Source organism: Yinghuangia sp. ASG 101 (assembly GCF_021165735.1).
GTDB lineage: Bacteria > Actinomycetota > Actinomycetes > Streptomycetales > Streptomycetaceae > Yinghuangia.
The window spans coordinates 20,515-41,102 of record NZ_CP088911.1 but is presented as its reverse complement, the minus strand read 5'-3'; the positions used below and the strand labels follow the sequence as shown (position 1 = coordinate 41,102).

Below are 20,588 nucleotides of genomic sequence, written 5' to 3'. Positions count from 1 at the left end.
CGGTCCTGCGGCATCCGCAACGTAAGGCTTAAAAATCTGATACAAACGTTACCGTGAAGATTCCGCTCGACGACTACGCATGGGGCGTGGCGGTCGCGAACGACCTGATCGCCACATCGCCCACGGTACGCGCCGGCACGGACGCGCTGCCCGACCCGGCCGCCTTGTCGGACTTCCTCGCCGCGCACCTGCTGCTACGCGATGCCCCGCCGTCGGACGCGGACGTGCACCACGTGCACCTGCTGCGCCGCGAGGTGCGCGGAATCGTCGAGACCGAGACCGCCGAACAGGCCGTGGCCGGGGCGACCGTGCTGCTGCGACGCGCCGGGCTGCCCCCGACTCTCGTACGGGCGAACGAGAGCCGGTGGCAGTGGCTGGTGCCCACCGCTCAGGGAGCATCCCTCGCAGACGAGGTCGCCGCCCTCGTCGCCGTTGGCATTCTCGGAGCCGTCCGAACACTGGGGAGTGAACGGCTTCGTCCCTGCGAAGCACCGGACTGCCGCGGGGTGTTCGTCGACATCAGCCGGAGTGGGCGGCGGCGCTACTGCATGCCCGACCTGTGCGGCAACCGCGTCAACGTCTCCAACCATCGGGCCCGCAAACGTGAAGGGATCACGATCCGATGAACACCCCGCCGTTGTCCGGGACCATCGACCTGCCCGACGGCACCCGCATCCGCGGCCGCGGCCTGCGCCGTCCCCTGCCCCACGGGCCCAAACCCGACGTCGGCCTCTACCTCGGGTCCGATCGACTCCGCCGGCGCCACGACGCCGCGATCCCCTGGGCCCACACCTGGGTCGACTGGCCCGACTTCCTACTGCCCCGCGACCGAGACGAAGCCGTCCGACAGATCCACCGCCTCCACCGGCAGATGCGCTCCGGCGCCGCGGCCGAAGTCGCGTGCGGCGGCGGCATTGGCCGCACGGGCACCGTCATCGCCTGCCTCGCCGTCCTGTCCGGCATCACTCCCGCCGACGCCGTCGCCTGGACACGCGCCCACCACCACCCCAGAGCCGTGGAAACGCCCTGGCAACGCCGCTGGGTGGCTCGCTTCCCCCAGACCTCCCTCAACGATCAGCACCCTTGAACTCGGCTCAAGGGGATGGTCGGCCGCGGCCGGGTCGGGCGAGAGTGGGTGTGGCACCCGACGCGGCGCGGGCAGCGCGGTCGCCGACATCGGCCTGCTGCACCCGCGCACCGGAGCGTCGACCGGCGCTGCCGCAGGCACGGCACGCCCGGTGGCCTCGCCGGTGAAGCGGCGGGCCATCAGGTCATGGCGAGGTGGATCATGGCTTCGGAGCGGGCGGGCAGGGCCTCGTAGTCGCGGACGAGGCAGCGGTGGAGCATGGGCCCGCCGTAGGTCCGCTCGACGGCCCAGCGTTTCGCGACCGGGGCAAAGCCCCTGGTCCCGGGCTTGCGGGGCGGTCAGCCGCAGCCCGCCGCTGGAGGTGGCGACCGCGATTGCCCCGGACAAGACAGTGCCCGAGAACAAGCAGGAGGTGGGGGGCAGTCTGCCGGGGACCGTCACCTGGTTGTCGCCGACGACCGAACCAAGAACGTCATCGCCTTCCAGCAGCATTTCCCCGAGGCCACCGGCCTTCAGGTCCAATACGGCGCCCACGCCGCGAAGTTTCTCTTGAGTTCGTTGAGTGCGTCCGGGGTGACGACGCGCATACCGGGGACGGAGATCCCGAGTGCGTGGCGTTGGGTGCTCGGGTGCAGCATCACCGGCAACTGCGCTACCTCAGGATAGTTTTCGGCATCCCACCGTACGCTCCCGCCGAGCTGATCCAGATCCTTCTTCGCGATGGTGTCCGTCTCGCATCCGGTCTTCAGCTCCACGACCGCATGCAGCGTGTTGCTCAGGACCCACAGGTTGTCCGGACCCGTGCCGTACTGCTTCTCGGGGCGCACGCTGTGGAACCCGAGGTGGCGTCCGAGGCGCTCCCACGCGGCCTCAGAATCATCCGTCCGATTCTTGTCCCAGGTGATGTCGTCGAGCATTGCCTTGATCCCGAGCACCAGCGAGGTGCCGTCGGCGTACTGTTCAGCGAGCCACTCGGCTGCGGAACGCGCCTGCGCGGGGACGGGCTTGATCGAGGCCGGCCGCACTCCCGATTCAGGCTGCAGCACGAATTTGTTGTCCTTCAGTGGGCGGTTCGTGAATTGATGTCCGTTTCAGGGTGAGGTTGGAGCGGGGCTGCTGGTCCCGGGGTTTGTCGGTTGCTACTTCGTGGTGAAGCTGCCGGTGTCGACCTCGGTGAGGACGCCGAGCTTGACCAGGCGTTTCAGCTTGGCTCGGGTGCCTTCGATGTTCTTCGGGAGGAGTTCGTGGTCGAGTGCTTCGCAGATGTTCCGGGCTCGCAGCGGGCGGTCGGCCTCGTTGCAGACGTTGAGGATGCGGGGGTAGTCCGGGTGGTCGGGCAGGCCGGGTGAGGCGCTTCGGGTGGGGATTCGGTCGGCGAGAGCGGTGACGGTCCGGCGGGTGATCGCGAGGTGTTCGAGGTGGGTCTCGGCCTCCCGCAGCCGTCCCTGCAAGTCCGTGATCCGGGTGCGGAGTTCGTCGGCGAGTGCGCGGGCGGCGTCCTCCTGGAGGCCGAGCGCGTCGAGCAGCGGCTCGATGTTCACGCCGGCACCGCCTGCGGTTCGCGCCAGGTGGGGGTGTTCGCGCCGGTGAGGCGGCGGGCCATGACATGGGTCATCGCCCAGTGGACGCGTGAGGCGGACGAGGCCGGGAGGTGCTCGTAGTCACGGACCAGGCGCCGGTGCAGTATCAGGATCGCGTAGGTCTGCTCGACCCTCCACCGCTTCGGCTGCGGCAGGAACCCCCGGTGACCGGGGACGCGTTCGACGATCCCGACATCGATGCCCAGGCCGGCGCCGTGCACGACGACCTGGTTCTTGAAGCCCTGGTCCACCAGGGCCTTGCGGACGGTGCCCCCGGCGTGGTCGGCGACCTGGTCCAGCAGGGCGGTGCCCGCGGCGTCGTCGTGGGTGTTCGCCGCGACGACGACCACGGCGACGACCAGGCCGAGGACGTCCACGGCCAGGCCGCGCTTGCGGCCGGGCACCTTCTTGGCCGGGTCGTAGCCGGTCGTGGCGGCGGGGACCCCGGCGGCGACGCGGACACTCTGGGTGTCCAGGACCACCAGGGTCGGGTCCTCTAATCGTCGGGCGCGTTCCCGGACCTGGCAGCGCAGGAGTTCGTGGACGACCCGGTCGGTTCCGTCGTCGCGCCAGGCCGCGAAGTAGTAGTACGTCGCGCTCTTGGGCGGAAGGTCGTTCGGGAGGTAGGCCCACTGGCAGCCGGTCCGCCCCTGGTAGAGGATCGCGTTCACGATCTCCCGCATGTCGTAGGCGCCTTGATGACCGCTGACGGAGCGGTGCCGGTCCTTCCACGCGGTGATCACCGGCTCGATCAACGACCATTGCTCGTCCGACAAGTCACTGGGATACGGCTTGCGTTCACTCACATCATCACACCAGCAGATCAGCAGCCGCGGACCGACGGATTCCACCCCCCGTCCACTCCATTAGGCGACCACAGATCAACTCAAAGACTCACGAACCGCCCACTCAGAGTCATACGGGGAATTGATGGCGGGCGCGTGTGGGTGGTGGCGAACGAGCGGGAAGCGGCAGGCGGATTGATCCGGGCCGACGCGATCATGCGCATTGCGAGCGGGGCAACGCGGTTGTTGTCTATACGCTCGATGGCACCGGAGAGCCGGTTCATGGTCGTCAAGCCAGGGAAAGACATGGAGGAACTGCCTTCCGGCTTTTCTCTCAGCCTGGCTGTCGCTGGAAAGAAAACCGCCGGAAGCGAGCAGGGGGCGCAACGCCTGCGCATTGCCCCCTGCGGCGTGCGGATGGCCCCGGTCGGCGGGTGAATCGTCGTCCGCACCGGACGAAGCTCGGCCCCGGGTGTACGGAACGTGCTCCCGGGGCCGGTCCGGTGCGGCGCGCCGTCGACCAGACGACGACTCCGAGTACCTGCTCGGCCTCCTCAACCTCATCTTCGACTACCGCGACCTCACACCCTCCGGCCTCGCCGACGACCTCGACCGCGTCCTGGCCGTCCTCGCCCTCGACACGCCCCGCGGCGTCGACGATCGTCTCCGCCCATGTCATCGGCGACCGCGGCGCGGCCTGGCAGGCCGCCTACGAAGACGTCACCGCCCCTGGCAGGCCACCGGCATCACACCCTGACCCTGCCGCGCGGGTTCCTCACTTGTCGTCAGGACAGGTGTTCTCCGTACCGCGGGCGAGGATACCGAGCATCCGGTACTCCATCTCGGTCTCGGCACGGATCACCTCGGCGCGGTCGCTCAGCATCTGGAGCTGCCCGGAGTCCAGGCGCGCGACGGCACGACCGAGATGCGTGAGGTCACCGCCGCACACCAGCTCGTCGAAAGCCTCTGGGCTGAACTCGGAAGGCGTCGCTGCGCTGGTCATACAGCGTCCAACGAGCCGATCACGCAAGGGTTCGGCCGATCGTGGGTCAAGTCGCGAACCGCCGTGGCCGACGTGAGGGCTGTGAGCCCACGGTGAACGCCTGAGGAGGAGCGACTGCGGTGTGTTGGAGCCCCCAACAGCAGCCCGCGCAGACGCGGTTCGCCCGGTTGACTCGGGCTGCGGGCCGTTGCGTGTACCAGCGTTCGGCGTCCCCGCGCCAATGGCCCGGACCTGATCCGTGCAGTGAACCGTCGGGAGCGAGGATTGTGGGCTCGCCCATGCCGATGCGGCGAGACGGCACCGAGTGCGCGTGCCGCCACGATGTGGTCCTCGGGGCTCCGGTTCAGCGCATCCAGGGAGACCGTGGATTCCACGGGCGTGTCGGCTGGGGAGCGGTGGCATCGGTGCCGAAGACGTCGCCGCCGGGCTTCCTCTCGCTGCGGGCGATTGTCCGCAAAGCGTGGCGGCGGCGAGGCTGTCCGCCCGTTTCGTTAGCCTCGCCGCGTCGGAGCGGAATGGCGGAGAGGGCTGTACATGGAGATTTGGACCGATGGAACGACGGTTGTCCAAGCCTGCGACAACGCCAACGCCGTGCGGGTGTTCAGGTCCCTTACCCGCGTCGCACATACCCGGCCGGAGCGCCCTTTGTGGTGGAAGACTCCGCTCGCCGTCGACGTTGCGGCCGGGCGCATCTGGATCGGTGACCGCGTCGAGGAGTTCCATCTTGACGACGCGTCCTCCCCGCGCGCCGCAGAGCCGCGGGCTGCCGGATTGCGGTGGGCACACCGGGCGCATGGGAGCGTGAAGTCGTCCTCGACAACCTCCACGAGCAGCATGGTGTCGTTGCCGGTTTGGCCATGACCGACGACGAACCCGTGTCCCGCGCACTCGACGGCGACCCGACCCTGACCGCCACCGCACACGGCACCGTGGTCGCCGACGGGCGCAGGGGGGTGGTCGCGCAGTTCACCCCTGACCTCGACCTCGTCGGCTTGTGGTACGCGGGCGGCATTGATGAGACCGAGCTCATCGGTTACGCCACGGCCCATGGCGTCCTCACCACCGCCCGCTGGGCGGCGCGCGATTCGCTGATCTTCCGCCTGACGTCGGACGGTCCGCAAACGCTGCTCGCGGAATACGGGGCGTTCGCCATGCCCGCGGACAACGGCCGCGTCTGGGTCGTCGGTAACTTCGACGTCCTGCTTCTGGACCGGGACGGCGGCACGATCGCCACCGCGGGCGCCCCGCGCGGGCTGGTGCTTGCCGCCCATGCCGCCGGGCCTTGTTGCGTCATGGCGACGACGTCCTCGGTGACCGTGGCCATCGCGGAGGGCGACCGGATCACGACCCACACCATGCCTGCCGAGGATCTCACCGACATCGTCGGCGTCTTCCCGGTCGAGCCCCGTGACAGCGCCGCACTGCTGGAGATCACGTCGCGGTACAGCCTCAAGCACGGCTACTCCTCGCACTCCGCGGCGAACGGTGAACACCACGTCGTCATCAGCGAAGTCAAGCCGGGCGCCGATGAAGACACGACGGCAGCGCTGCGCAAGGCCGGAGCGACAGCAGTCCAATCCCGCGCGCACGCCGTTGACGGACCGCGCCGTCCCTGTTGCAGGAACTTCTAGACTAGAGGCAATACCGGTGACTTTGAGCTGTTTGGGTCGTTGGGTGTGGTGTGCCAAGGCCGGGACAGACGAAGTCGCAGGGTGAGCGGTTCTCGGACCGGATCGCGATCGGTGTGTTGACGCGGGCGTTTCCGCCGGAGTTGGTGGATGAGGTGGTGGCCGCGTGCGGCCGGACCGAGCAGCGGAGCCGGTTGTTGCCGGCGCGGGTGGTGGTCTATTTCGTCCTCGCGATGTGCCTGTTCTCCGGTCAGGGCTATGAGGAGGTCGCGCGGCTGTTGACCTGGGGGCTGGAGCGGCTGGGGCGGTGGGAACGGGGTTGGCGGGTGCCGACGACGGCGGCGATCTCCCGGGCTCGGGCCCGGTTGGGGCCCGAGCCCTTGGAGGTGCTGTTCGCCCGGGTATGCCGTCCGGTGGCCGGGCCGGACACACCGGGGGCGTGGTTTCGGGGTTGGCGGTTGGTCGCGGTCGACGGCACGACGTTCGACGTGCCGGACAGTGATGCCAACGCGGGGTTCTTCGGGCGTCCGGGCGCCGCTCGCGGTGGGGCGGGCGGGGCGTTCCCGCAGGTGAGGGTCGCGGTGTTGGCCGAGTGTGGCACGCACGCGGTGTTCGCCGTGCAGGCCGGGCCGCTGGCGGTACACGAGACGGAGCTGGCGCGGGGGCTGTTCGACGCGCTGGGGCCGGGCATGCTGGTGCTCGCCGACCGCGGGTTCGTCGGGTTCGACCGGTGGCGGGAAACCGCGGCGACAGGCGCGGACCTGGTGTGGCGGGTCAAGCGCGACGCGGTGCTGCCGGTGGTGGAAGCGCTGCCGGACGGCTCGTACGTGTCGCATATCGTCGCCGCACGGGACAGGGACCGCCGGGCGGACCCGTCCCGGGTCCGCGTCGTCGAGTACACCCTGCCCGGGGACACGACGGTCTACCGGCTGATCACCACCATTCTCGACCACCGGGCCGCGCCCGCCCGGGAGTTGGCCGGGCTCTACCACGAGCGATGGGAGGTCGAGACGGTCCTCGACGAGATCAAGACCCACCAGGGCGGCCCCCGACTTGTGCTGCGCTCGCAGCACCCCGACGGTGTCCGCCAGGAGATCTGGGCGATGTTCCTCGTCCACCACGCGATCCGCGACCTGATGCACCAGTCGTGTGTCCCCACGGGACGCGACCCCGACCGGGTGTCCTTCACCCGCGCCCTGCGGGTCGTCCGCCGCCAGGTCACCGACCAGGCGGCATTTTCCCCCCAGGACACTCGCCCGGGCACTCGCCGACACCCTTCGTGAGATCGCCGAACGCCCCCTCGGCGCACGCCGGTTGCGCTCCAACCCCCGCGTCATCAAACGCAAGATGTCCAACAGGAAACGCAAACGCCCACAACACCGCAACCCCCACCCCCCGGAACCACCCACACCAACCCTCGTCAGCCCCACCAAGCCAACCCCCACACCACGAAATTCACCCTAAATCAGCGGTATTGAGACTAGACGACAGGACCGTTTGACTATTAAACGAACACTCCGCGTGTCCGTGCCGCCCGTCGGCGCACGGCCATCTGCCTTTCCCGCGCATGGCCTCATGTTCTCCGGCGGCGGGCGTCGGCTATACGCTCCCAAGGGGGACCGGCACAGCGTCGGTGCCCTCGTAGGCATGGGGGGCGGAGGTGAAGACGAACACGGGCCCGGGGATGGTGGGGTCGGTCGCCAGTGACCGGGCTTGGGCGTGGCGCCAGTCGCGGCCTTCGGCGAGGGCTGTCTCGGCGGCGGCGATGCCGACGGCGTCCAGGGGGACGACGGTGAACACGTCGAGGAGCAGGATGTGGTGGGCGGTTCCGGGGCGTTCCTGGAAGGCGGCGACCATGGACAGGGCGGGCACGTGGATGCGGTCGTCCTCCAGATTGACAGCGAGCGCGATGCGGGACAGGTCCGGGTTGCCCGCCCCGAACGAGGCGATCGCTGTGTGGTCGAACAGGTAGGTCACCCGCGTGCCCGGCGCTTGATGTCGGCGAGGACGGCCAGACCGCGATCGGCGTCGTCGTCGCCGAGCCCGGGGACCAGGTGGGCCGCGATGTAGTCGCGGTCGTGCTCGTAGGACGCCCTGATCTGCGCCCGGGTGCGCGCCGGACGCGCCAATGCGGCCACGAGCTGTCCGATGGTCGTCCCGCGTTCGGCGGCGAGTTCGGCCAGGTGGTCCCGGACGTCCGCCGGGACGCGGATGGTGGTATCAGCCATGGATCTCAGTATACAGAATGTATACGAGGGGGGTCGTCGTGCGAGTCGCGGCGGCGAGCGCCCACGCTCTGAGCTGCTGCGTCGTAACGGACCGCGCGTCCGGCAGATCCGCACCCTTGAGGACGAGATCGGCGTGGCCGCGCCCGCCGCATCTTCGAGGACCTCAAGCACACGCTGATATCCGTGCAGCCGCGTCCCGACGATGTCGTCGGGACCGTGGCCGTCGGCCTGGTCGAGAGCACCGCCGACCTGCTTGGCCCGCTCCTCGCCGCAGACCTCCGCCGACCGGGACCGGAGGTCAGCGGTACAGCCCGTCGACGGCGGCTTGCACCCGGGCGCGAGCTGCTTCGGAGGGGCAGACGTCGATGAGCACGTAGTACGCCAGCCCTTCCGCCAATGCTGTAAGTGCCGAGGCCTCCACTGCGGGGTCAACCTCAGCCCGGACGCGCCCGGCTTCCAGGTCCCGCGTCAGCAGGTTCGCGAGTTGGCGGTGGAAGTCCGCGTACATCGCGCGGAGCCGCTCCGCAATCCGGGTGTCCGGCAGGGCCCGGGCGGTGAACGCCTGTCGCACACGCAGGTGCGCGCGGGTGGCGTCGTCGTACGGGACGAGCTCGCCGAGCACGGCGGACAGCACGGTGCGCGGGTCGGCGGCGTCCAGGTCCCCGCCGGCCTTGGCGCGGATCCGCGCGGTGCTCTGCGCGTTGCCGCGCTCGAACGCGGCCTCGACCAGGGCCTGCTTGGTGGGGAAGTAGTGCTGCACCCGGCCGGGTGAGACCCCGGCCCGGGCTGCGGTCTCGGCCAGGGACACGGCCGCAAGACCCTGGTCGGCGACGATCGCGAGGACCGCGTCGGCGATCTGGTGCCGTTTCTCGTCGTGGTGGGCGCCCGGTCCGCGCGTGTGTGCGTTCACTCCGCCATCCTAGCTTTCCGATGCGCTCACATCGGATTGACTGCGCGGGTGGTGGACGTTAGCGTCCGACGGGCAAAGCAGTGTGAACGCATCGGTTTGTCGGCGGCGCCGGTCGGGCCGCCGGGAGGGTGGGTGATGGTGACACGGGCGCTCGGCGCGGGGGTGCTGGTGTTGGCGTGTGCGGCGCAGGCCATGGTTGTCCTGGACGTGTCCGTGGTGAACGTGGCCCTGCCCGCCATCGAGGACGACCTGGGCTTCGGGGCGGCCGCGCTGCCGTGGGTGGTCAACGCGTACGGGCTGGTCTTCGCCGGGTTCTTGCTGCTCGGCGGCAGGTTGGCTGACCTGTACGGGCACCGCCGCGTCTTCACCGCTGGCCTCGCGCTGTTCACCGCGGCCAGCCTGGTCGGCGGCCTGGCCACCACCCCGGGCCTGCTGCTCGCCGCACGCGCCGCCCAAGGACTCGGCGCCGCGGTGCTGGCGCCCGCCACGCTGACCGTGCTGACCGTCGCGTTCCCCGAAGGCCCGCGCCGCACCCGCGCTTTGGCGGTTTGGACGGCCGCGGGATCGGTCGGCGGCACCGCCGGGAACCTGGTCGGCGGGCTGCTCACCGACCAGGCGTCGTGGCGCTGGATCCTGCTGGTCAACGTCCCCGTCGGCGCCGCCACCCTCGCCCTGGTCCCGCGCCTGCTGACCGCACCCGCCCGCGCCGGCCGCAGCAAGGGCGTCCTCGACGTGCTCGGCGCGCTCGCGGCCACCGGCTCACTGGCCGCAATCGCCTACGCCCTTACCCAACCGGCCTCACACGGCTGGACCGCCACGCTCACCCTCGCCCCGATCACCGCCGGCCTCGCCTCACTCGCGGGCTTCCTGGTGCTGCAACGGCAGCGGCACAGCAGCGGCCGAACGCCGCTGCTGCCGCTGCGGCTGTTCCGCGCCCGCGCCGTGTGGCTCGGCAACACCGTGCTGCTGCTGTCCGCGGTGTGCCTGATGCCCGCCTGGTACTTCCTGTCCCTCCACATGCAGCACACCCTCGGCTACACCGCCACCCAGACCGCACTCGGGTTCCTCCCGCACACCGTCCTCGGCGTCGTCCTCGGCATCCACCTCGCCCCTTGGGCGATGAAGCACACCGCCCCACGCACACTGGTCGCCGCGGGGCTTTTGATCGCCGCGGCGGGGTTCTGGTGGCAGAGCCGCGCCACCGACACCAGTTCCTACCTGACCGGGATCCTCGGCCCCGGCGTCGTCTTCACCACCGGCAGCGCGCTATTCATCACCCCGCTCACCACGACCATCGTCTCCGGCATCGCCCCCGCCGACGCCGGGGCCGCCTCCGGGATCGTGAACACCGCCAAACAGGTCGGTGGCGGCCTCGGCTTGGCTGCCCTGGGCCTTCTCGCCCACGACACCGCCACGACCGCCGACCCCGCCGCACTCGCCCACGGCAACGGCCGCGTCTTCCTCGCCATGGCAGCCGTGCTCACCGCCACCGCCCTGGCCGCTTTCGCGCTGCCGGCCCGAAACACCGCCGCCTCCGCCGCCTCCGCCGAGGACGCCCCTGAACCGGAGCCGCCCGTCCCCGCGAAGTCCTCCACGGCTGGGGGAGCACCGCGCCCGGGTTCTACGCTCGGGCCAGGAGCGAGGCACCCTGACCAGCGTTGAACCGCTCACACAGGGCCGCGCACCCGCTTCCGCGCCTCGCGGCTGCGGCCCCGTCAGGGCCTTGTAGTCGGGCGGGTCGGGTCCGCTGGCCACGGTCGTTGATCCTCGCGAGTGCCAGCCCGCCGGGTCAACACCGCGATCGGAGTCGCAGACCCGCGCGCTTGGCTTTACTCCCGGCTCCAAGTTCGTGTCCCACGGCCCTCGCCGCCACGTTAGGAGCCGTCCTCATCCCCGTTCGTGATCGGGAACCCATTGGCGCGGAGCCCGGCCACGCCATCGCCCAGGCGGTCATCCGTGAACTGACCGGGCGACGGCTGCTTGGGGAGCGCGGACTCTCGGCGGCCGGGCGGTGTGACGCTGCCAGCGCCGTCGGTCACCGTGCGGCGGCCCCGCAGCCCCAGCCCGACGCCGGGAACTCCTCAAGGCAGGGTGTGGATGCGGCGGTGGTCCCGAGCGCCTGCGGCTCCTGCGTCCCGTGTAGGGGTACGGGTGCGTACCCGTATACTCGCAGGAGGTGAACGGGAAGGAGCCGGTGATGTCTGACGCGAACGTGCGCATTCCTGCGGAGGCGCGTGACCGTCTCGCGCAGGTCGCCGCTGCGGAGGGGATGTCGTTGCGGGCGTATCTGGCGCGGCTCGCCGAGACGGTGCTGACGCCCGCCGAACGACGCGAGCGCGCGGACCGGGCGCGGGCGGTGCTGCGGGACTGGAACGGCTACGACCCCTCGCCAGCCGAGGCCGACCGCCTGGACTCCGAGCTGGACCGCCGGATCGGCCGGGTGGGCGGGCGGTGAGCGACCACGTCCACGTCGTCCTGGACGAGACCGCGATGGTCGCCGCGGGCCGCGGCAACGCCCTCGCGTCCCGGCTCATCCACCGCGCGCACGCCGAACCCGGCTGGTACCTCTACGCCCCCGCCTGCGCCCTGGTCGAGGCGGACCGCGCCCGGCCGGGAACGGCCGAGCACCTCGCCGCGCTGCCGTCCGTTGTTGTCCTCGAGCTCGACCTGACCGCCGCCCTGGCCCTGGCCCGCGCGGCGACCTGGGGCGCCGCGCACGCCCGTCACGCGGCCGAACCCACCCCTGAACGCCCCGAGGGCGCCTTCGTCGCCACCACCGCCCCCGATCGCTGGGCCGGGCAAGCGGTACGCGTCCTGGACCTCAGCCCCTGAACAGCGGGGCAGCACGCATCTCCCGCCGAACCGCCCGACGATGTGCACGTGGAGCGACGCCACCGGCGTGTTCGGGGCTGTCGTCGCAGCGACGCTGGTGGGCCTGCGGATCCGCTCAACCCAGCCGCAATGACCGCTCCGGAGCGAAGCACCCGGCCGCGGGCGGGGATCCGATTTCCCTTCTCTGCCTCGCCCTACGTCTTCTGGTGGGTCGTGGCAGTCGTCGGGTGTCCACCGCGGTGAGGTTTTGGTCGCCTTGGCGGTGTTCCAGCGGGCGACCGGGGAGCAGCTGTGGAGGATGCTGCGTCCACACCACCGCCATGACCGGATCACCCGGAACGCGCTGAACGACCTGCGGCGGCGGGGGATGGTGCGGGTGGAGTCGAGGCTGCCGTCCGGGCATCAGATGTGGGTGCTCACGCCCCGGGGCCACGCCGAGGCGAAGACGATGCTGCCGCGGCACGTGAGGAGCTGCGCCCGGCCCCGCTTGCCGGCGGGACGCGGCACCGGCCGCGTGGTGCGGGTGGCTTCGACGCGCACGCCGCCGCGGTGACCTCCACCGCGGCGCACCTGATCGGCGCCGGGTTCGGCACGGTCGCGGGTGTATCCGGCGACGGGTCGGGAGGGCTATCCGCCGGTCGCGTTCGTGTTCACCGGCGGCACGTCGGCGCGGCGGGTGGGCAGGATGAACCGCCTGGCCGCCGCCGCCAGGTCCCTGTACGCCGGGCACCCCTACGGGTACGCCGGGACCACCGCGCTCAACCACCACCAGGTCGTGCCCGTGGTGGTGGCCTCGCTGGAGCGCTGGGACCAGGACGGCTCGGGCGGCGCAGGCGGCGCGGTGTGGTGGCGGCTGGGCCGCGGGGGCTGGTCGACGTTGACCGAGGCGCTGGACAACCCGGACGGCGACGCGCTGCTGCGGACCGAACTCGCCGCACACGACCGCCGCGAACGCGAACGCAAGGCGGTCGAACGCGAAGCCGAGCGCCCCGCGTGCCGGACCTGCGAGGGCAGGCTCACCGACGAACGCTGGAACGAGGTCCACCGCCTCCGCCCCTGGGAGAGGAACGAGGGGAACGCGGAGCTGTGCGGCCCCTGCCGCGACGCCGAACAGGTCCGCAGGGACGGAGAGCACCGCATGCGCAAGCGCGACGCCGAACTCACCGCCGCCCTCCAGGCCCGACAGCCTCCCGAGCCCGACACCCGGCGCGCGTGGCGCCGCCGACCCCGGCACCGGGCCCGCAACGCGCGAGGACGCCGGTCTCGGGTGGGGGGAGAGCGGTGACCTCGTCTCGGGGCGGCCGCGCGGCGATCCTGCCGTGATTCACCGCGTCGTACAGCGCACCGTGCCACGCCGATGCTCAGGCGCGAAGCGACAGTCCGACCAGCGTCTTCACCGGCCCCTCCGCGCACAGCAACGCGTCCGCGAGCTCGAACAGCGCGTCTCCGCGCCGGGTCAGGCGGGCATGGAACTCATCCCGGAAATGCGACAGTTCCACGAACGCCCCGACGCTCGATATCGCGCCGGCACACTCGTCTCCACGATCTTCGCTCCGATCCCGCGTGACTCTCAGTCGACGTAAAAGATCAGAGCGAAAGGTCACCGCGTCATCGGATCGACGGATCCCCGGACGGCGTTCTCCTGCTGCCGACCCCGAAGCTGGAGACAAGCCGATCGCCACAGGACGATCGAGAAAGCGCTCCTGCGACATGCACGTCACGGGCGCTCCAAATCTCCGATTCCCCGCTCGTAAGGACCGAGGCATGAACGACGTAGTCCAGGACCAGTGGCTGCGCCTCATCGCAAACGCAGACGACCCGCAGAAGATGGGACGGTCGATGTTCGTTACGCCGTACGCGACAATGCTGCGGACCGCGTACGCGCACCCGCGACTCCGGGTGCTCTTCCCCTGGACGGGGATGTGGGAGCTGCACTTCAGCCGGTGTACGGAACAGCGCTGCACATGGGACATTCCCTACATCGCTCCGACCAAAGACGGCCGCTTCCTCGTCGCGGGACCGTTGCGCTCGCAGGTCGTCGGCCACGCGGATTCGGCACATGACGCTGTCGCGCTCGTGGTCGGCCGCCTGCCAGTGGGCTGTGGAAAGGCCTTCGTCGGTACGCCTGAGGAGCTCGCTGTGCACGAGCGAAATCACGAGCGAGGTTAAACGGCAAGCTGAACTGGAGGCGCTGTCCCAGGTCTTCGGCGACCCGGCGCAGTGGCGGCGCTGCGATCCCGCAGCTCGTCGGCCGGCCTGCGGGCGCGCGGGGAGCCGTCAGGCCGCGGCGAGGAGGCCGTTCAGCAGGGCTTCGAGCCCGTCGAGGTAGGTGTTCTCGGCGGTCAGGGGCGCCCAGCGGTCGGCGACCTGGGCCAGACGCGGTAGCTCGTCCGGGTCGAGATCGGCGAAGACCCGTTCCCGGTAGGTGGGGCGGTCGTCGTCCGCGCGTCGCCGGGTGCCCGTTGCCCGGACGATGATCTCTCCGGCGGTGTAGTACCAGATCGCACGGTAGGCGTGGACGGCGCGCTCGGGGGTCAACCCGCACGCGATCAATCCGTCGAGAATCTGGTCGACGAACCACAGGGCGGACGTGGACATCAGGTCGTCGGCAGTCAGCACCTCCGTGATCCAGGGGCAGGCGGCGAGCGCTTCGTGGACCGCGACCGTCGCGGCGAGGACCCGATCGCGGGGGTGGGCGGGCAGTTCGGGTCGGCGCAGCGCCCGCGCCGCGTAGTCGTCCAGCAGGGCGACGAGGAGTTCGTCCTTGTTGCGGACATGGTGGTAGAGCGCCATCGGAGTGGTGCCGATCTCGGTGGCGAGGCGGCGCATGGTCAGCCGGTCCACGCCTTCCGCGTCGACGATCCGGCGGGCTGTGGCGATGACCTGCTCGCGGGAGATCCGGGGGGGTCGGCCGAGAGCTCTGTGCGGTGCGGGCGGTTGCGACATGCCCTCCATCCTTCCCCAGGTGTCGACAGCGGCGGTGGTCCGGCGCTACTTTTCTTACATGTACAGAAACTCGCCTGGGCGGCCCGGAGCCGTGCTTGCGGCAGCCGCCGTCGCCCAGTTCGTCTTCGCCCTGGACATGTCCGTGGTCAACGTCGCACTGCCCGCGATACGCACTGCGCTGGGGTTCGCACCGCTCGACCTGTCGTGGGTCGTGCACGTGTACGCGCTCACGTTCGGCGGGTTCCTGCTGCTGGGGGGCCGCGCCTGCGATCTGTACGGCCGACGCCGGATGTTCCTGCTGGGGCTAACCGTCTTCGGGGTGTGCTCGCTGGCGGGCGGGCTGGCTCAAGCTCCCTGGCAGTTGATCGCGGCACGCGCCGGGCAGGGCCTGGGCGCCGCCGCGGCCGCGCCGGCGGCGCTGGCGATGCTCACCACCGCCTTCCCCGAAGGCCCCGCTCGCGTCCGGGCGCTGGGGGTGTGGAGCGCGGTGAATGCGGCGGGCGGCGCGCTGGGCGTGCTGGCGGGCGGGCTCCTGACCGAGTACGCCGGCTGGCGCTGGGTCATGTTGGTCAACCTGCCGTTCGTCGCCGTGGCGGTCGCGCTGGTTCTCGCAGGCGTGCCGGCCGAGGCACGCCAGGCGCTCCGCGAGCCGCTCGACGTCCCGGGTGCCGTCCTGGCCTGCGGCGGAGTGGGGCTGCTGGTGCTCGGGGTCGTCCGCACCGACACCCAGGGCTGGGGCTCGCCCACCACATGGGCGACCCTCGCCGCCGCGGCCGTACTGCTGGCCGCGTTCGTGTTCGTCGAGTCCCGGTCTCCCGCACCGCTGCTGCGGCTGGGCCTGCTGCGCAGTCGTTGGGTGGCCGGCGCGAACGTGCTGGTGTTCCTGGCCGCGGCCGGGCAGTTCGCGGCGTTCTACTTCGTGTCCCTCTACATGCAGCAGGTCCTGGGCATGGGGGCCGCAGCGACCGGTGCCGCGTTTCTGCCCTTCAGTGCGGGCCTGGTCGCGGGCACCGTCGTCGCGACCCGCATCACCGCGGCCCGCGCCCCGCGCGCCTCCCTGGTGCCCGGTGCCCTGCTGGCGGCCGCGGGCCTGGCCTGGTTCGCCCGCATCAGCTCCGACGGCAGCTTCCTCGCCGACGTACTCGGCCCGTCCCTCGTCACCGGCGTCGGCGCCGGACTGGTCCTGGCCCCGGTCGCCGCCGCCGCGACCACCGGCATCGCCTCGCACGAGGCCGGCATGGCCTCCGGGCTCATGAACAGCTCCCGCCAACTCGGCGGGTCCCTCGGGCTGGCGGTCCTGGCGACCGTCGCCGCGCACCACACCGGCACGGCCACCAGCCCGGCCGCGCTCAACGACGGCTACGCCCTGGGCCTGGCCGTCGCCGCAGGCCTCTTCGTCATCGCGGCAGTCGCAGCGGTCGCCGTGCTGCCCCGCAGCCGGACCGGCGCACCGCGCACGCAAGCGCCTGCTCCGACACAGGAACAGACCGACAAGCAACTGGAAGGAACAGCATCATGACCACCACCCTCGACCTGTTCACCTCGGCGCTGCACCTCCACCCCGACGGCGACGTCCGGGCCGTCGAACGGCGCATGACAAGCGGCGCCCCCGGCGCCTGGCAGATCGCCACATTCCATGCGGAGACCGACGCCGACGTTCACGCAGACCATTGGGAGATGCACCCCGAAGCCGAAGAGGCAGTGTGCTGCCTGACCGGCAGCGTCCGCCTCTACTTCCGCCCCACCGGACCCGACGAGGCCGAGCACATGGTGCAGTTGCAGCCCGGCGGCGCCGTGATCGTCCCACGCGGTCGGTGGCACCGTCTCGAACTCGATTCCCCCAGCAACCTGATGTCGATCGGCCGGCGCCACGGCACCCGCCTCGAACATCGAACCGGCGCATACTGAGCCCACGTGGCCCGGCAGACCCGCTGCCGGGCCACGACAGCCCCCGCCCGCGATGCTCTCAACAGGGAACTTCCGCACCGCACTCGGAATACGGGCCAGACGCGCCACCACGGTCGCCAGTCCCCAGCCGTGCTGGACGATCGATTCCGACCAGGCAGGACACCCCCAGCGAAACACCGCCATGTCCGGGTCACTGAGGGCGAGCAGCATGTCCAGGACGCGGCGGCCCGCCGGCGAGATGTCGGCTGGGGCCAGGACGCGCAGCACGTTTCGCGAGATGAGTACCGGCCGGCAGAGCGGAGGAAGAGGCATCCCGCCTCATACAAGGCTCTCTCGTGTGTTCACCCCGGTGGCGATCCACTCCATTTCCATACCCGGTTCAATTATGAACCGAGTCTGGTTATAGTCACCGTATGACAGGGCTTCGCGAGCGCAAGAAGGAACAGACGAAGCAGCGGATCACCGCTGTGGCATTGCAGTTGTTCGCCGAGCGCGGTTTCGATGCCGTGACGGTCAGTGAAATCGCCGAGGCCGCCGAAGTCGCCAAGGCCACTCTCTTTTCGTACTTCCCCAGCAAGGAGTCGCTCGCGCTGCAGGGCGTGGGACAGGAGAATCTGGCCGAGATCGTCGCCCGGCGGCCGGCAGGGCTCTCGCCGCTCCAGGCGCTGCAAGCCCACTATGAAGCGTTCGCGGACGGGCACATGGCAGCGGTGGACCGGGGCCAGGTGCTCGCCCAGATGCGCGTGATCTTCGACAGCCCCACGCTCAGCGGAGCCGCGAACGCCCTGCTCTACCAGCAACGCCGGGCGCTCGCCGACGTACTGGCGGAGGAGTACGGGGAGACGGCGGCCGCACTGGTGGCGGCTCAAGTCGCCGCGACCGCGCTCACCCTCCGGGAGTCCTTCTTCCACATTCTGGCCGGCGGCGCATCACCACAGGAGGCGGTCCGCGCCCTGGCGAAGGACACCGAGCTCGCCTTCGCTCTGCTGGAGCATGGCGTCCGTCACCTGAAGGGGCGGTGACGTGCGCGCACGGGGCATCAACTACGACACCGGGTTCCTCCCCGGACAGGATCTCTCCCGCAAGACGTTCACCCGCGAAACGGTCCGGCATGACATGGCGGTGATATCCGACCAGCTGCACTGCGATGCCGTACGCGTTTCCGGTCGTGATCCCGAACGGCTGAGCATCGCCGCCCGCTATGCGGCAGCCGTCGGCCTCGAGGTGTGGTTCGCCCCGTTCCCCGTCGACCTTCCCGCCGACCGGTTGCTGTCGTTCTTCGCCGACTGTGCCCGCCGGGCCGAAGCCGTACGACGGAGCGGTGCCGAAGTGGTGTTCGTCGCGGGCTGTGAGATGAGTGCGTTCTGCGGTGGTTTCATCCCGGGGGAGACCTACGGCGACCGGCTGCGGGCCCTAGCTGAGGCGGACATGGAGTGGTGGAACGGCCTCGGCCCGGCGCAGGAATGTCTCAACGTCTTCCTCGCGCAAGCCGCCGAGACGGTGCGTGCCCGCTTCGGCGGGCGCATCACATACGCCTCGGCTCCCTGGGAGTTCGTTGACTGGCGTCCGTTCGACCTCGTCGGCATCGATGCCTACCGTGCCACGTACAACGCCGACACCTTCCGGTCCGAACTGCGCGGACACCTCGCACACGGCAAGCCCGTCGCGGTGACCGAGTACGGGACCTGCGCCTACCGGGGCGCCGGCGGGCGGGGTGGCTCGGCCTGGCAGGTGCCGCACGATGCGGTTCCGGACGAGGACGAACAGGTCCGCTACCTCACCGAACTGCTGGACGCCTTCGAAGAGGAAGGGGTGGACACTGCGCTCTGGTTCACCTTCGCCGGTTACAGCAGGCTCGGAGAGGCGGATCCAGGCTCCTACGGCGTGGTCCGCATGCTCGACGAGACCCGTTGGGAACCGAAAAGGGTATTTCACGCGATGGCGGCCAGGTACCGCCGCGACTGAAAGGCAGCACAACGCTGCCGACCGCGCCAACGGTCGTGCGAGTCGCGGGGGACGTCTACGCCGTGTTCGAGCACATCGAACCCAAGTCCAACGCCTTGCCTGTTGGCTCGACCTCACCGTGCCAGACGACCGTTTCACCGCATCCAGCCAGCTGCAGCATTCCCGGCGCCCCGGCTCTGCGCTCTAACGAGCTCGTGCATGGTTGGTGAGACGCCGGGCTGTGGAGCGTCGATCATGGTCGTGTGACGGGGAACGCGGCTCGTGTGGCGATCGTGAGAGACCGGAGGATCACGGGCCTGTCGGCCGGGGTGATAGCCGAACTCGTCGCCGACGTGGGACCGTTGCGGCACCACGGCACCAGGCCCGGTTGGTGTCCCGGCCGCGGAAGCGGTCGGCGGCCGCCGGCGCGAAGCGCCGGCTGGTGTTCGTCGACCGGGTATAGGCCACGCTGGTCCACCTCCGTCACGGCACCACCCACGATGTGCTGGCGTGCTGGTTCGGCGTGGACCGCCCAGCGTCACCCGCGCCATCGGCGAAGTACGGCCCCTGCTCGCCGAACGGGATGCACCGTCAGCGTCGGCGTCCGGCTGCGGACCCCGGCCGAGGCCTGTCGACCGCCTCGGCGCAAGCGGGAGGACCGGGATCATCGACGGCACCGAGATCCGCGTCCGCCGGCTGCGTGGACATCACCACGCCCACCGACTGGGACTGGCCCGGCTCCTCGCGGACGGCCCGCCCGCGGAGATCCTTGCCGACGCCGGCTACCAGGGACTCGGCGCGCAAACCGGCGGGCGCGTGGTGACACCACCCCACCGCAAGTTCAAGAAGAACACTCCCGACTGGTTCGAGGAGATCCACGAGCAACGACGCAAAGCCCACTCCTCACGCCGGATCCCCGTCGAACACGGCATCGCACACACGAAGAACTGGCGATCACTGACCCGACACCTGGGCCGCCGAGAGCACGTCAGCGACATGGTCCAAGCCGTCGCCAGCCTCCTGTCCCACCAGCAGATGACGGACCTCGCGTCAGCACGGCGGACGTGAAAACCGGCTACCTATACGGCCGATGACGCCTCATCACCAACCATGCACGACCTCGTTAGGGCGCCCTCGACAAAACCGCGGCCGCCAACCTCGCCGGCCAGGCCCTGAGCGAGTGCCTGGGGGAGTTCCTGCTGGTGAAGTGTTTCTTCTTTCTCGCGCTGATGCGCCCCGCCGACCCGGCCGCGCGTCCGGGCAAGCACCTCAAGTGGCAGTACCGCCGGGCCCTGTTTCAAGGTCATCGGCGACGTCCACCCCGACAGCCACTACCTCGGCTACGTCAAATACCACCCCGACCCCAAAGGCGACCGCAGGCTGTTCGGCGACCGGTACCGGCAGAACAACATCGTCTCCAAGAGCTTCGGGATCCTCGCCGACCGGCCCGAGTGCTACCTCTACTCACCCGTCCTCGGCTGCGTCATCACCGGCCTGCCGCGCCAGGACATCACCCGCCACTACTCCGCCCGCCAGGCCCTGCGCCACCTCCACCACGACCGCGCGCTGGCCGGGCACCACCTGGTCAGCGACGACCTGCTCGCCCTCGTCGACCACATCGTCGACGCCGGGCACACGGACCTGTTCGGTGTCACCGGCTCGTTCCTGGTCGGCTGCTTCAACGCCCGCTCCGACATCGACCTGGTCTGCTACGGAACCGCCGGATACGACGCCGCG

27 protein-coding genes and 2 pseudogenes are annotated in these 20,588 nt (G+C 70.4%); 17 read left to right on the top strand and 12 right to left on the bottom strand.

Annotated elements, in window-relative coordinates:
* The first annotated feature begins 53 nt into the window (after window positions 1-53).
* Both LO772_RS00220 and LO772_RS00215 read left to right on the top strand, forming a co-directional pair.
* Window positions 54-626 carry a CGNR zinc finger domain-containing protein gene (locus tag LO772_RS00220; protein ID WP_231776233.1) on the top strand — a complete coding sequence of 191 codons (573 nt, stop codon included), beginning with the start codon at window positions 54-56 and terminating at the stop codon, window positions 624-626.
* Entirely contained in the window at window positions 623-1,087 is a 465-nt protein-coding gene (locus LO772_RS00215; RefSeq protein WP_231776232.1) for a protein-tyrosine phosphatase family protein, read from the top strand. Before LO772_RS00220 ends, LO772_RS00215 begins: the two co-directional genes overlap by 4 nt.
* Window positions 1,088-1,237: 150 nt before the next feature.
* On the opposite strand, the pseudogene LO772_RS00210 reads toward LO772_RS00215, so the two are convergent.
* The 4 genes and pseudogenes from LO772_RS00210 to LO772_RS00195 all read right to left on the bottom strand — a co-directional run.
* A pseudogene (locus LO772_RS00210) lies at window positions 1,238-1,419 on the bottom strand (IS5 family transposase); the annotation flags it as partial.
* 180 nt (window positions 1,420-1,599) lie between these two features.
* On the bottom strand, window positions 1,600-2,133 hold the full coding sequence (locus LO772_RS00205; RefSeq protein WP_231776231.1) for a hypothetical protein: 534 nt from the start codon (window positions 2,131-2,133) through the stop codon (window positions 1,600-1,602).
* A gap of 93 nt (window positions 2,134-2,226) precedes the next feature.
* Window positions 2,227-2,628 (bottom strand): hypothetical protein, encoded by a 402-nt coding sequence (locus tag LO772_RS00200; protein ID WP_231776230.1) that lies wholly within the window; start codon window positions 2,626-2,628, stop codon window positions 2,227-2,229.
* Window positions 2,625-3,473, bottom strand: coding sequence for an IS5 family transposase (locus LO772_RS00195; protein ID WP_231776229.1), 849 nt, complete (start codon window positions 3,471-3,473; stop codon window positions 2,625-2,627). Before LO772_RS00195 ends, LO772_RS00200 begins: the two co-directional genes overlap by 4 nt.
* Window positions 3,474-3,614: 141 nt before the next feature.
* On the opposite strand from LO772_RS00195, the gene LO772_RS00190 reads away from it, so the two are divergent.
* Window positions 3,615-3,890, top strand: a complete 276-nt coding sequence (locus tag LO772_RS00190) for a hypothetical protein (protein WP_231776228.1) — start codon at window positions 3,615-3,617, stop codon at window positions 3,888-3,890.
* 34 nt (window positions 3,891-3,924) lie between these two features.
* Window positions 3,925-4,209 carry a hypothetical protein gene (locus tag LO772_RS00185; protein ID WP_231776227.1) on the top strand — a complete coding sequence of 95 codons (285 nt, stop codon included), beginning with the start codon at window positions 3,925-3,927 and terminating at the stop codon, window positions 4,207-4,209.
* An 18-nt stretch (window positions 4,210-4,227) separates the two neighbouring features.
* Here the strand turns inward: LO772_RS00185 and LO772_RS00180 are convergent, their stop codons facing one another.
* The gene (locus LO772_RS00180) at window positions 4,228-4,455 is read right to left on the bottom strand and encodes a hypothetical protein (protein WP_231776226.1); all 228 of its coding nucleotides are present in this window, start codon (window positions 4,453-4,455) and stop codon (window positions 4,228-4,230) included.
* A 776-nt stretch (window positions 4,456-5,231) separates the two neighbouring features.
* On the opposite strand from LO772_RS00180, the gene LO772_RS00175 reads away from it, so the two are divergent.
* Both LO772_RS00175 and LO772_RS00170 read left to right on the top strand, forming a co-directional pair.
* Window positions 5,232-6,086, top strand: coding sequence for a hypothetical protein (locus LO772_RS00175; RefSeq protein WP_231776225.1), 855 nt, complete (start codon window positions 5,232-5,234; stop codon window positions 6,084-6,086).
* A gap of 50 nt (window positions 6,087-6,136) precedes the next feature.
* Window positions 6,137-7,366, top strand: a complete 1,230-nt coding sequence (locus LO772_RS00170; RefSeq protein WP_231776224.1) for an IS4 family transposase — start codon at window positions 6,137-6,139, stop codon at window positions 7,364-7,366.
* A 316-nt stretch (window positions 7,367-7,682) separates the two neighbouring features.
* Here LO772_RS00170 and LO772_RS00165 read toward each other — a convergent pair whose 3' ends face one another.
* The 3 genes from LO772_RS00165 to LO772_RS00155 all read right to left on the bottom strand — a co-directional run bounded on the left by LO772_RS00165 (window position 7,683) and on the right by LO772_RS00155 (window position 9,221).
* Entirely contained in the window at window positions 7,683-8,060 is a 378-nt protein-coding gene (locus LO772_RS00165) for a hypothetical protein (protein WP_231776223.1), read from the bottom strand.
* A complete protein-coding gene (locus LO772_RS00160) occupies window positions 8,057-8,311 on the bottom strand; it encodes a hypothetical protein (RefSeq protein WP_231776222.1) in 255 nt (84 codons plus the stop codon). Before LO772_RS00160 ends, LO772_RS00165 begins: the two co-directional genes overlap by 4 nt.
* Before the next feature lie 298 nt (window positions 8,312-8,609).
* Entirely contained in the window at window positions 8,610-9,221 is a 612-nt protein-coding gene (locus LO772_RS00155; protein ID WP_231776221.1) for a TetR/AcrR family transcriptional regulator, read from the bottom strand.
* Window positions 9,222-9,356: 135 nt separating this feature from the next.
* On the opposite strand from LO772_RS00155, the gene LO772_RS00150 reads away from it, so the two are divergent.
* The 4 genes and pseudogenes from LO772_RS00150 to LO772_RS36195 all read left to right on the top strand — a co-directional run.
* Window positions 9,357-10,883 carry an MFS transporter gene (locus tag LO772_RS00150; protein WP_231779828.1) on the top strand — a complete coding sequence of 509 codons (1,527 nt, stop codon included), beginning with the start codon at window positions 9,357-9,359 and terminating at the stop codon, window positions 10,881-10,883.
* Window positions 10,884-11,418: 535 nt separating this feature from the next.
* Window positions 11,419-11,676 carry a hypothetical protein gene (locus LO772_RS00145; RefSeq protein ID WP_231776220.1) on the top strand — a complete coding sequence of 86 codons (258 nt, stop codon included), beginning with the start codon at window positions 11,419-11,421 and terminating at the stop codon, window positions 11,674-11,676.
* Complete coding sequence (locus LO772_RS00140; RefSeq protein WP_231776219.1) at window positions 11,673-12,053, top strand: hypothetical protein; 381 nt, start codon at window positions 11,673-11,675, stop codon at window positions 12,051-12,053. Before LO772_RS00145 ends, LO772_RS00140 begins: the two co-directional genes overlap by 4 nt.
* 298 nt (window positions 12,054-12,351) lie before the next feature.
* A pseudogene (locus LO772_RS36195) lies at window positions 12,352-12,450 on the top strand (hypothetical protein); the annotation flags it as partial.
* A gap of 5 nt (window positions 12,451-12,455) precedes the next feature.
* On the opposite strand, the gene LO772_RS00135 reads toward LO772_RS36195, so the two are convergent.
* A complete protein-coding gene (locus LO772_RS00135) occupies window positions 12,456-12,593 on the bottom strand; it encodes a hypothetical protein (RefSeq protein ID WP_231776218.1) in 138 nt (45 codons plus the stop codon).
* A 61-nt stretch (window positions 12,594-12,654) separates the two neighbouring features.
* Between LO772_RS00135 and LO772_RS00130 the strand changes: the two genes are divergently transcribed.
* Window positions 12,655-13,338 carry a hypothetical protein gene (locus LO772_RS00130; RefSeq protein WP_231776217.1) on the top strand — a complete coding sequence of 228 codons (684 nt, stop codon included), beginning with the start codon at window positions 12,655-12,657 and terminating at the stop codon, window positions 13,336-13,338.
* A 76-nt stretch (window positions 13,339-13,414) separates the two neighbouring features.
* On the opposite strand, the gene LO772_RS00125 is transcribed toward LO772_RS00130, so the two are convergent.
* Window positions 13,415-13,552 carry a transposase gene (locus LO772_RS00125; protein WP_231776216.1) on the bottom strand — a complete coding sequence of 46 codons (138 nt, stop codon included), beginning with the start codon at window positions 13,550-13,552 and terminating at the stop codon, window positions 13,415-13,417.
* Between the two features lie 265 nt (window positions 13,553-13,817).
* Between LO772_RS00125 and LO772_RS00120 the strand changes: the two genes are divergently transcribed.
* Complete coding sequence (locus tag LO772_RS00120) at window positions 13,818-14,222, top strand: DUF6193 family natural product biosynthesis protein (RefSeq protein WP_231776215.1); 405 nt, start codon at window positions 13,818-13,820, stop codon at window positions 14,220-14,222.
* A 108-nt stretch (window positions 14,223-14,330) separates the two neighbouring features.
* On the opposite strand, the gene LO772_RS00115 is transcribed toward LO772_RS00120, so the two are convergent.
* The gene (locus LO772_RS00115; RefSeq protein ID WP_231776214.1) at window positions 14,331-14,999 is read right to left on the bottom strand and encodes a TetR/AcrR family transcriptional regulator; all 669 of its coding nucleotides are present in this window, start codon (window positions 14,997-14,999) and stop codon (window positions 14,331-14,333) included.
* Window positions 15,000-15,057: 58 nt separating this feature from the next.
* On the opposite strand from LO772_RS00115, the gene LO772_RS00110 reads away from it, so the two are divergent.
* From LO772_RS00110 to LO772_RS00090, 5 genes are all read left to right on the top strand, one after another.
* Complete coding sequence (locus tag LO772_RS00110; RefSeq protein ID WP_231776213.1) at window positions 15,058-16,518, top strand: MFS transporter; 1,461 nt, start codon at window positions 15,058-15,060, stop codon at window positions 16,516-16,518.
* Window positions 16,515-16,907, top strand: a complete 393-nt coding sequence (locus LO772_RS00105) for a cupin domain-containing protein (protein ID WP_231776212.1) — start codon at window positions 16,515-16,517, stop codon at window positions 16,905-16,907. Before LO772_RS00110 ends, LO772_RS00105 begins: the two co-directional genes overlap by 4 nt.
* A gap of 413 nt (window positions 16,908-17,320) precedes the next feature.
* Window positions 17,321-17,929: a TetR family transcriptional regulator gene (locus tag LO772_RS00100; RefSeq protein ID WP_231776211.1), complete on the top strand. Its 609-nt coding sequence runs from the start codon at window positions 17,321-17,323 to the stop codon at window positions 17,927-17,929.
* A gap of 1 nt (window position 17,930) precedes the next feature.
* On the top strand, window positions 17,931-18,872 hold the full coding sequence (locus tag LO772_RS00095) for a hypothetical protein (protein WP_231776210.1): 942 nt from the start codon (window positions 17,931-17,933) through the stop codon (window positions 18,870-18,872).
* Between the two features lie 489 nt (window positions 18,873-19,361).
* Window positions 19,362-19,919: a transposase family protein gene (locus LO772_RS00090; protein WP_231776209.1), complete on the top strand. Its 558-nt coding sequence runs from the start codon at window positions 19,362-19,364 to the stop codon at window positions 19,917-19,919.
* A 396-nt stretch (window positions 19,920-20,315) separates the two neighbouring features.
* Here the strand turns inward: LO772_RS00090 and LO772_RS00085 are convergent, their stop codons facing one another.
* Entirely contained in the window at window positions 20,316-20,486 is a 171-nt protein-coding gene (locus LO772_RS00085; RefSeq protein ID WP_231776208.1) for a hypothetical protein, read from the bottom strand.
* Window positions 20,487-20,588 lie beyond the last annotated feature (102 nt).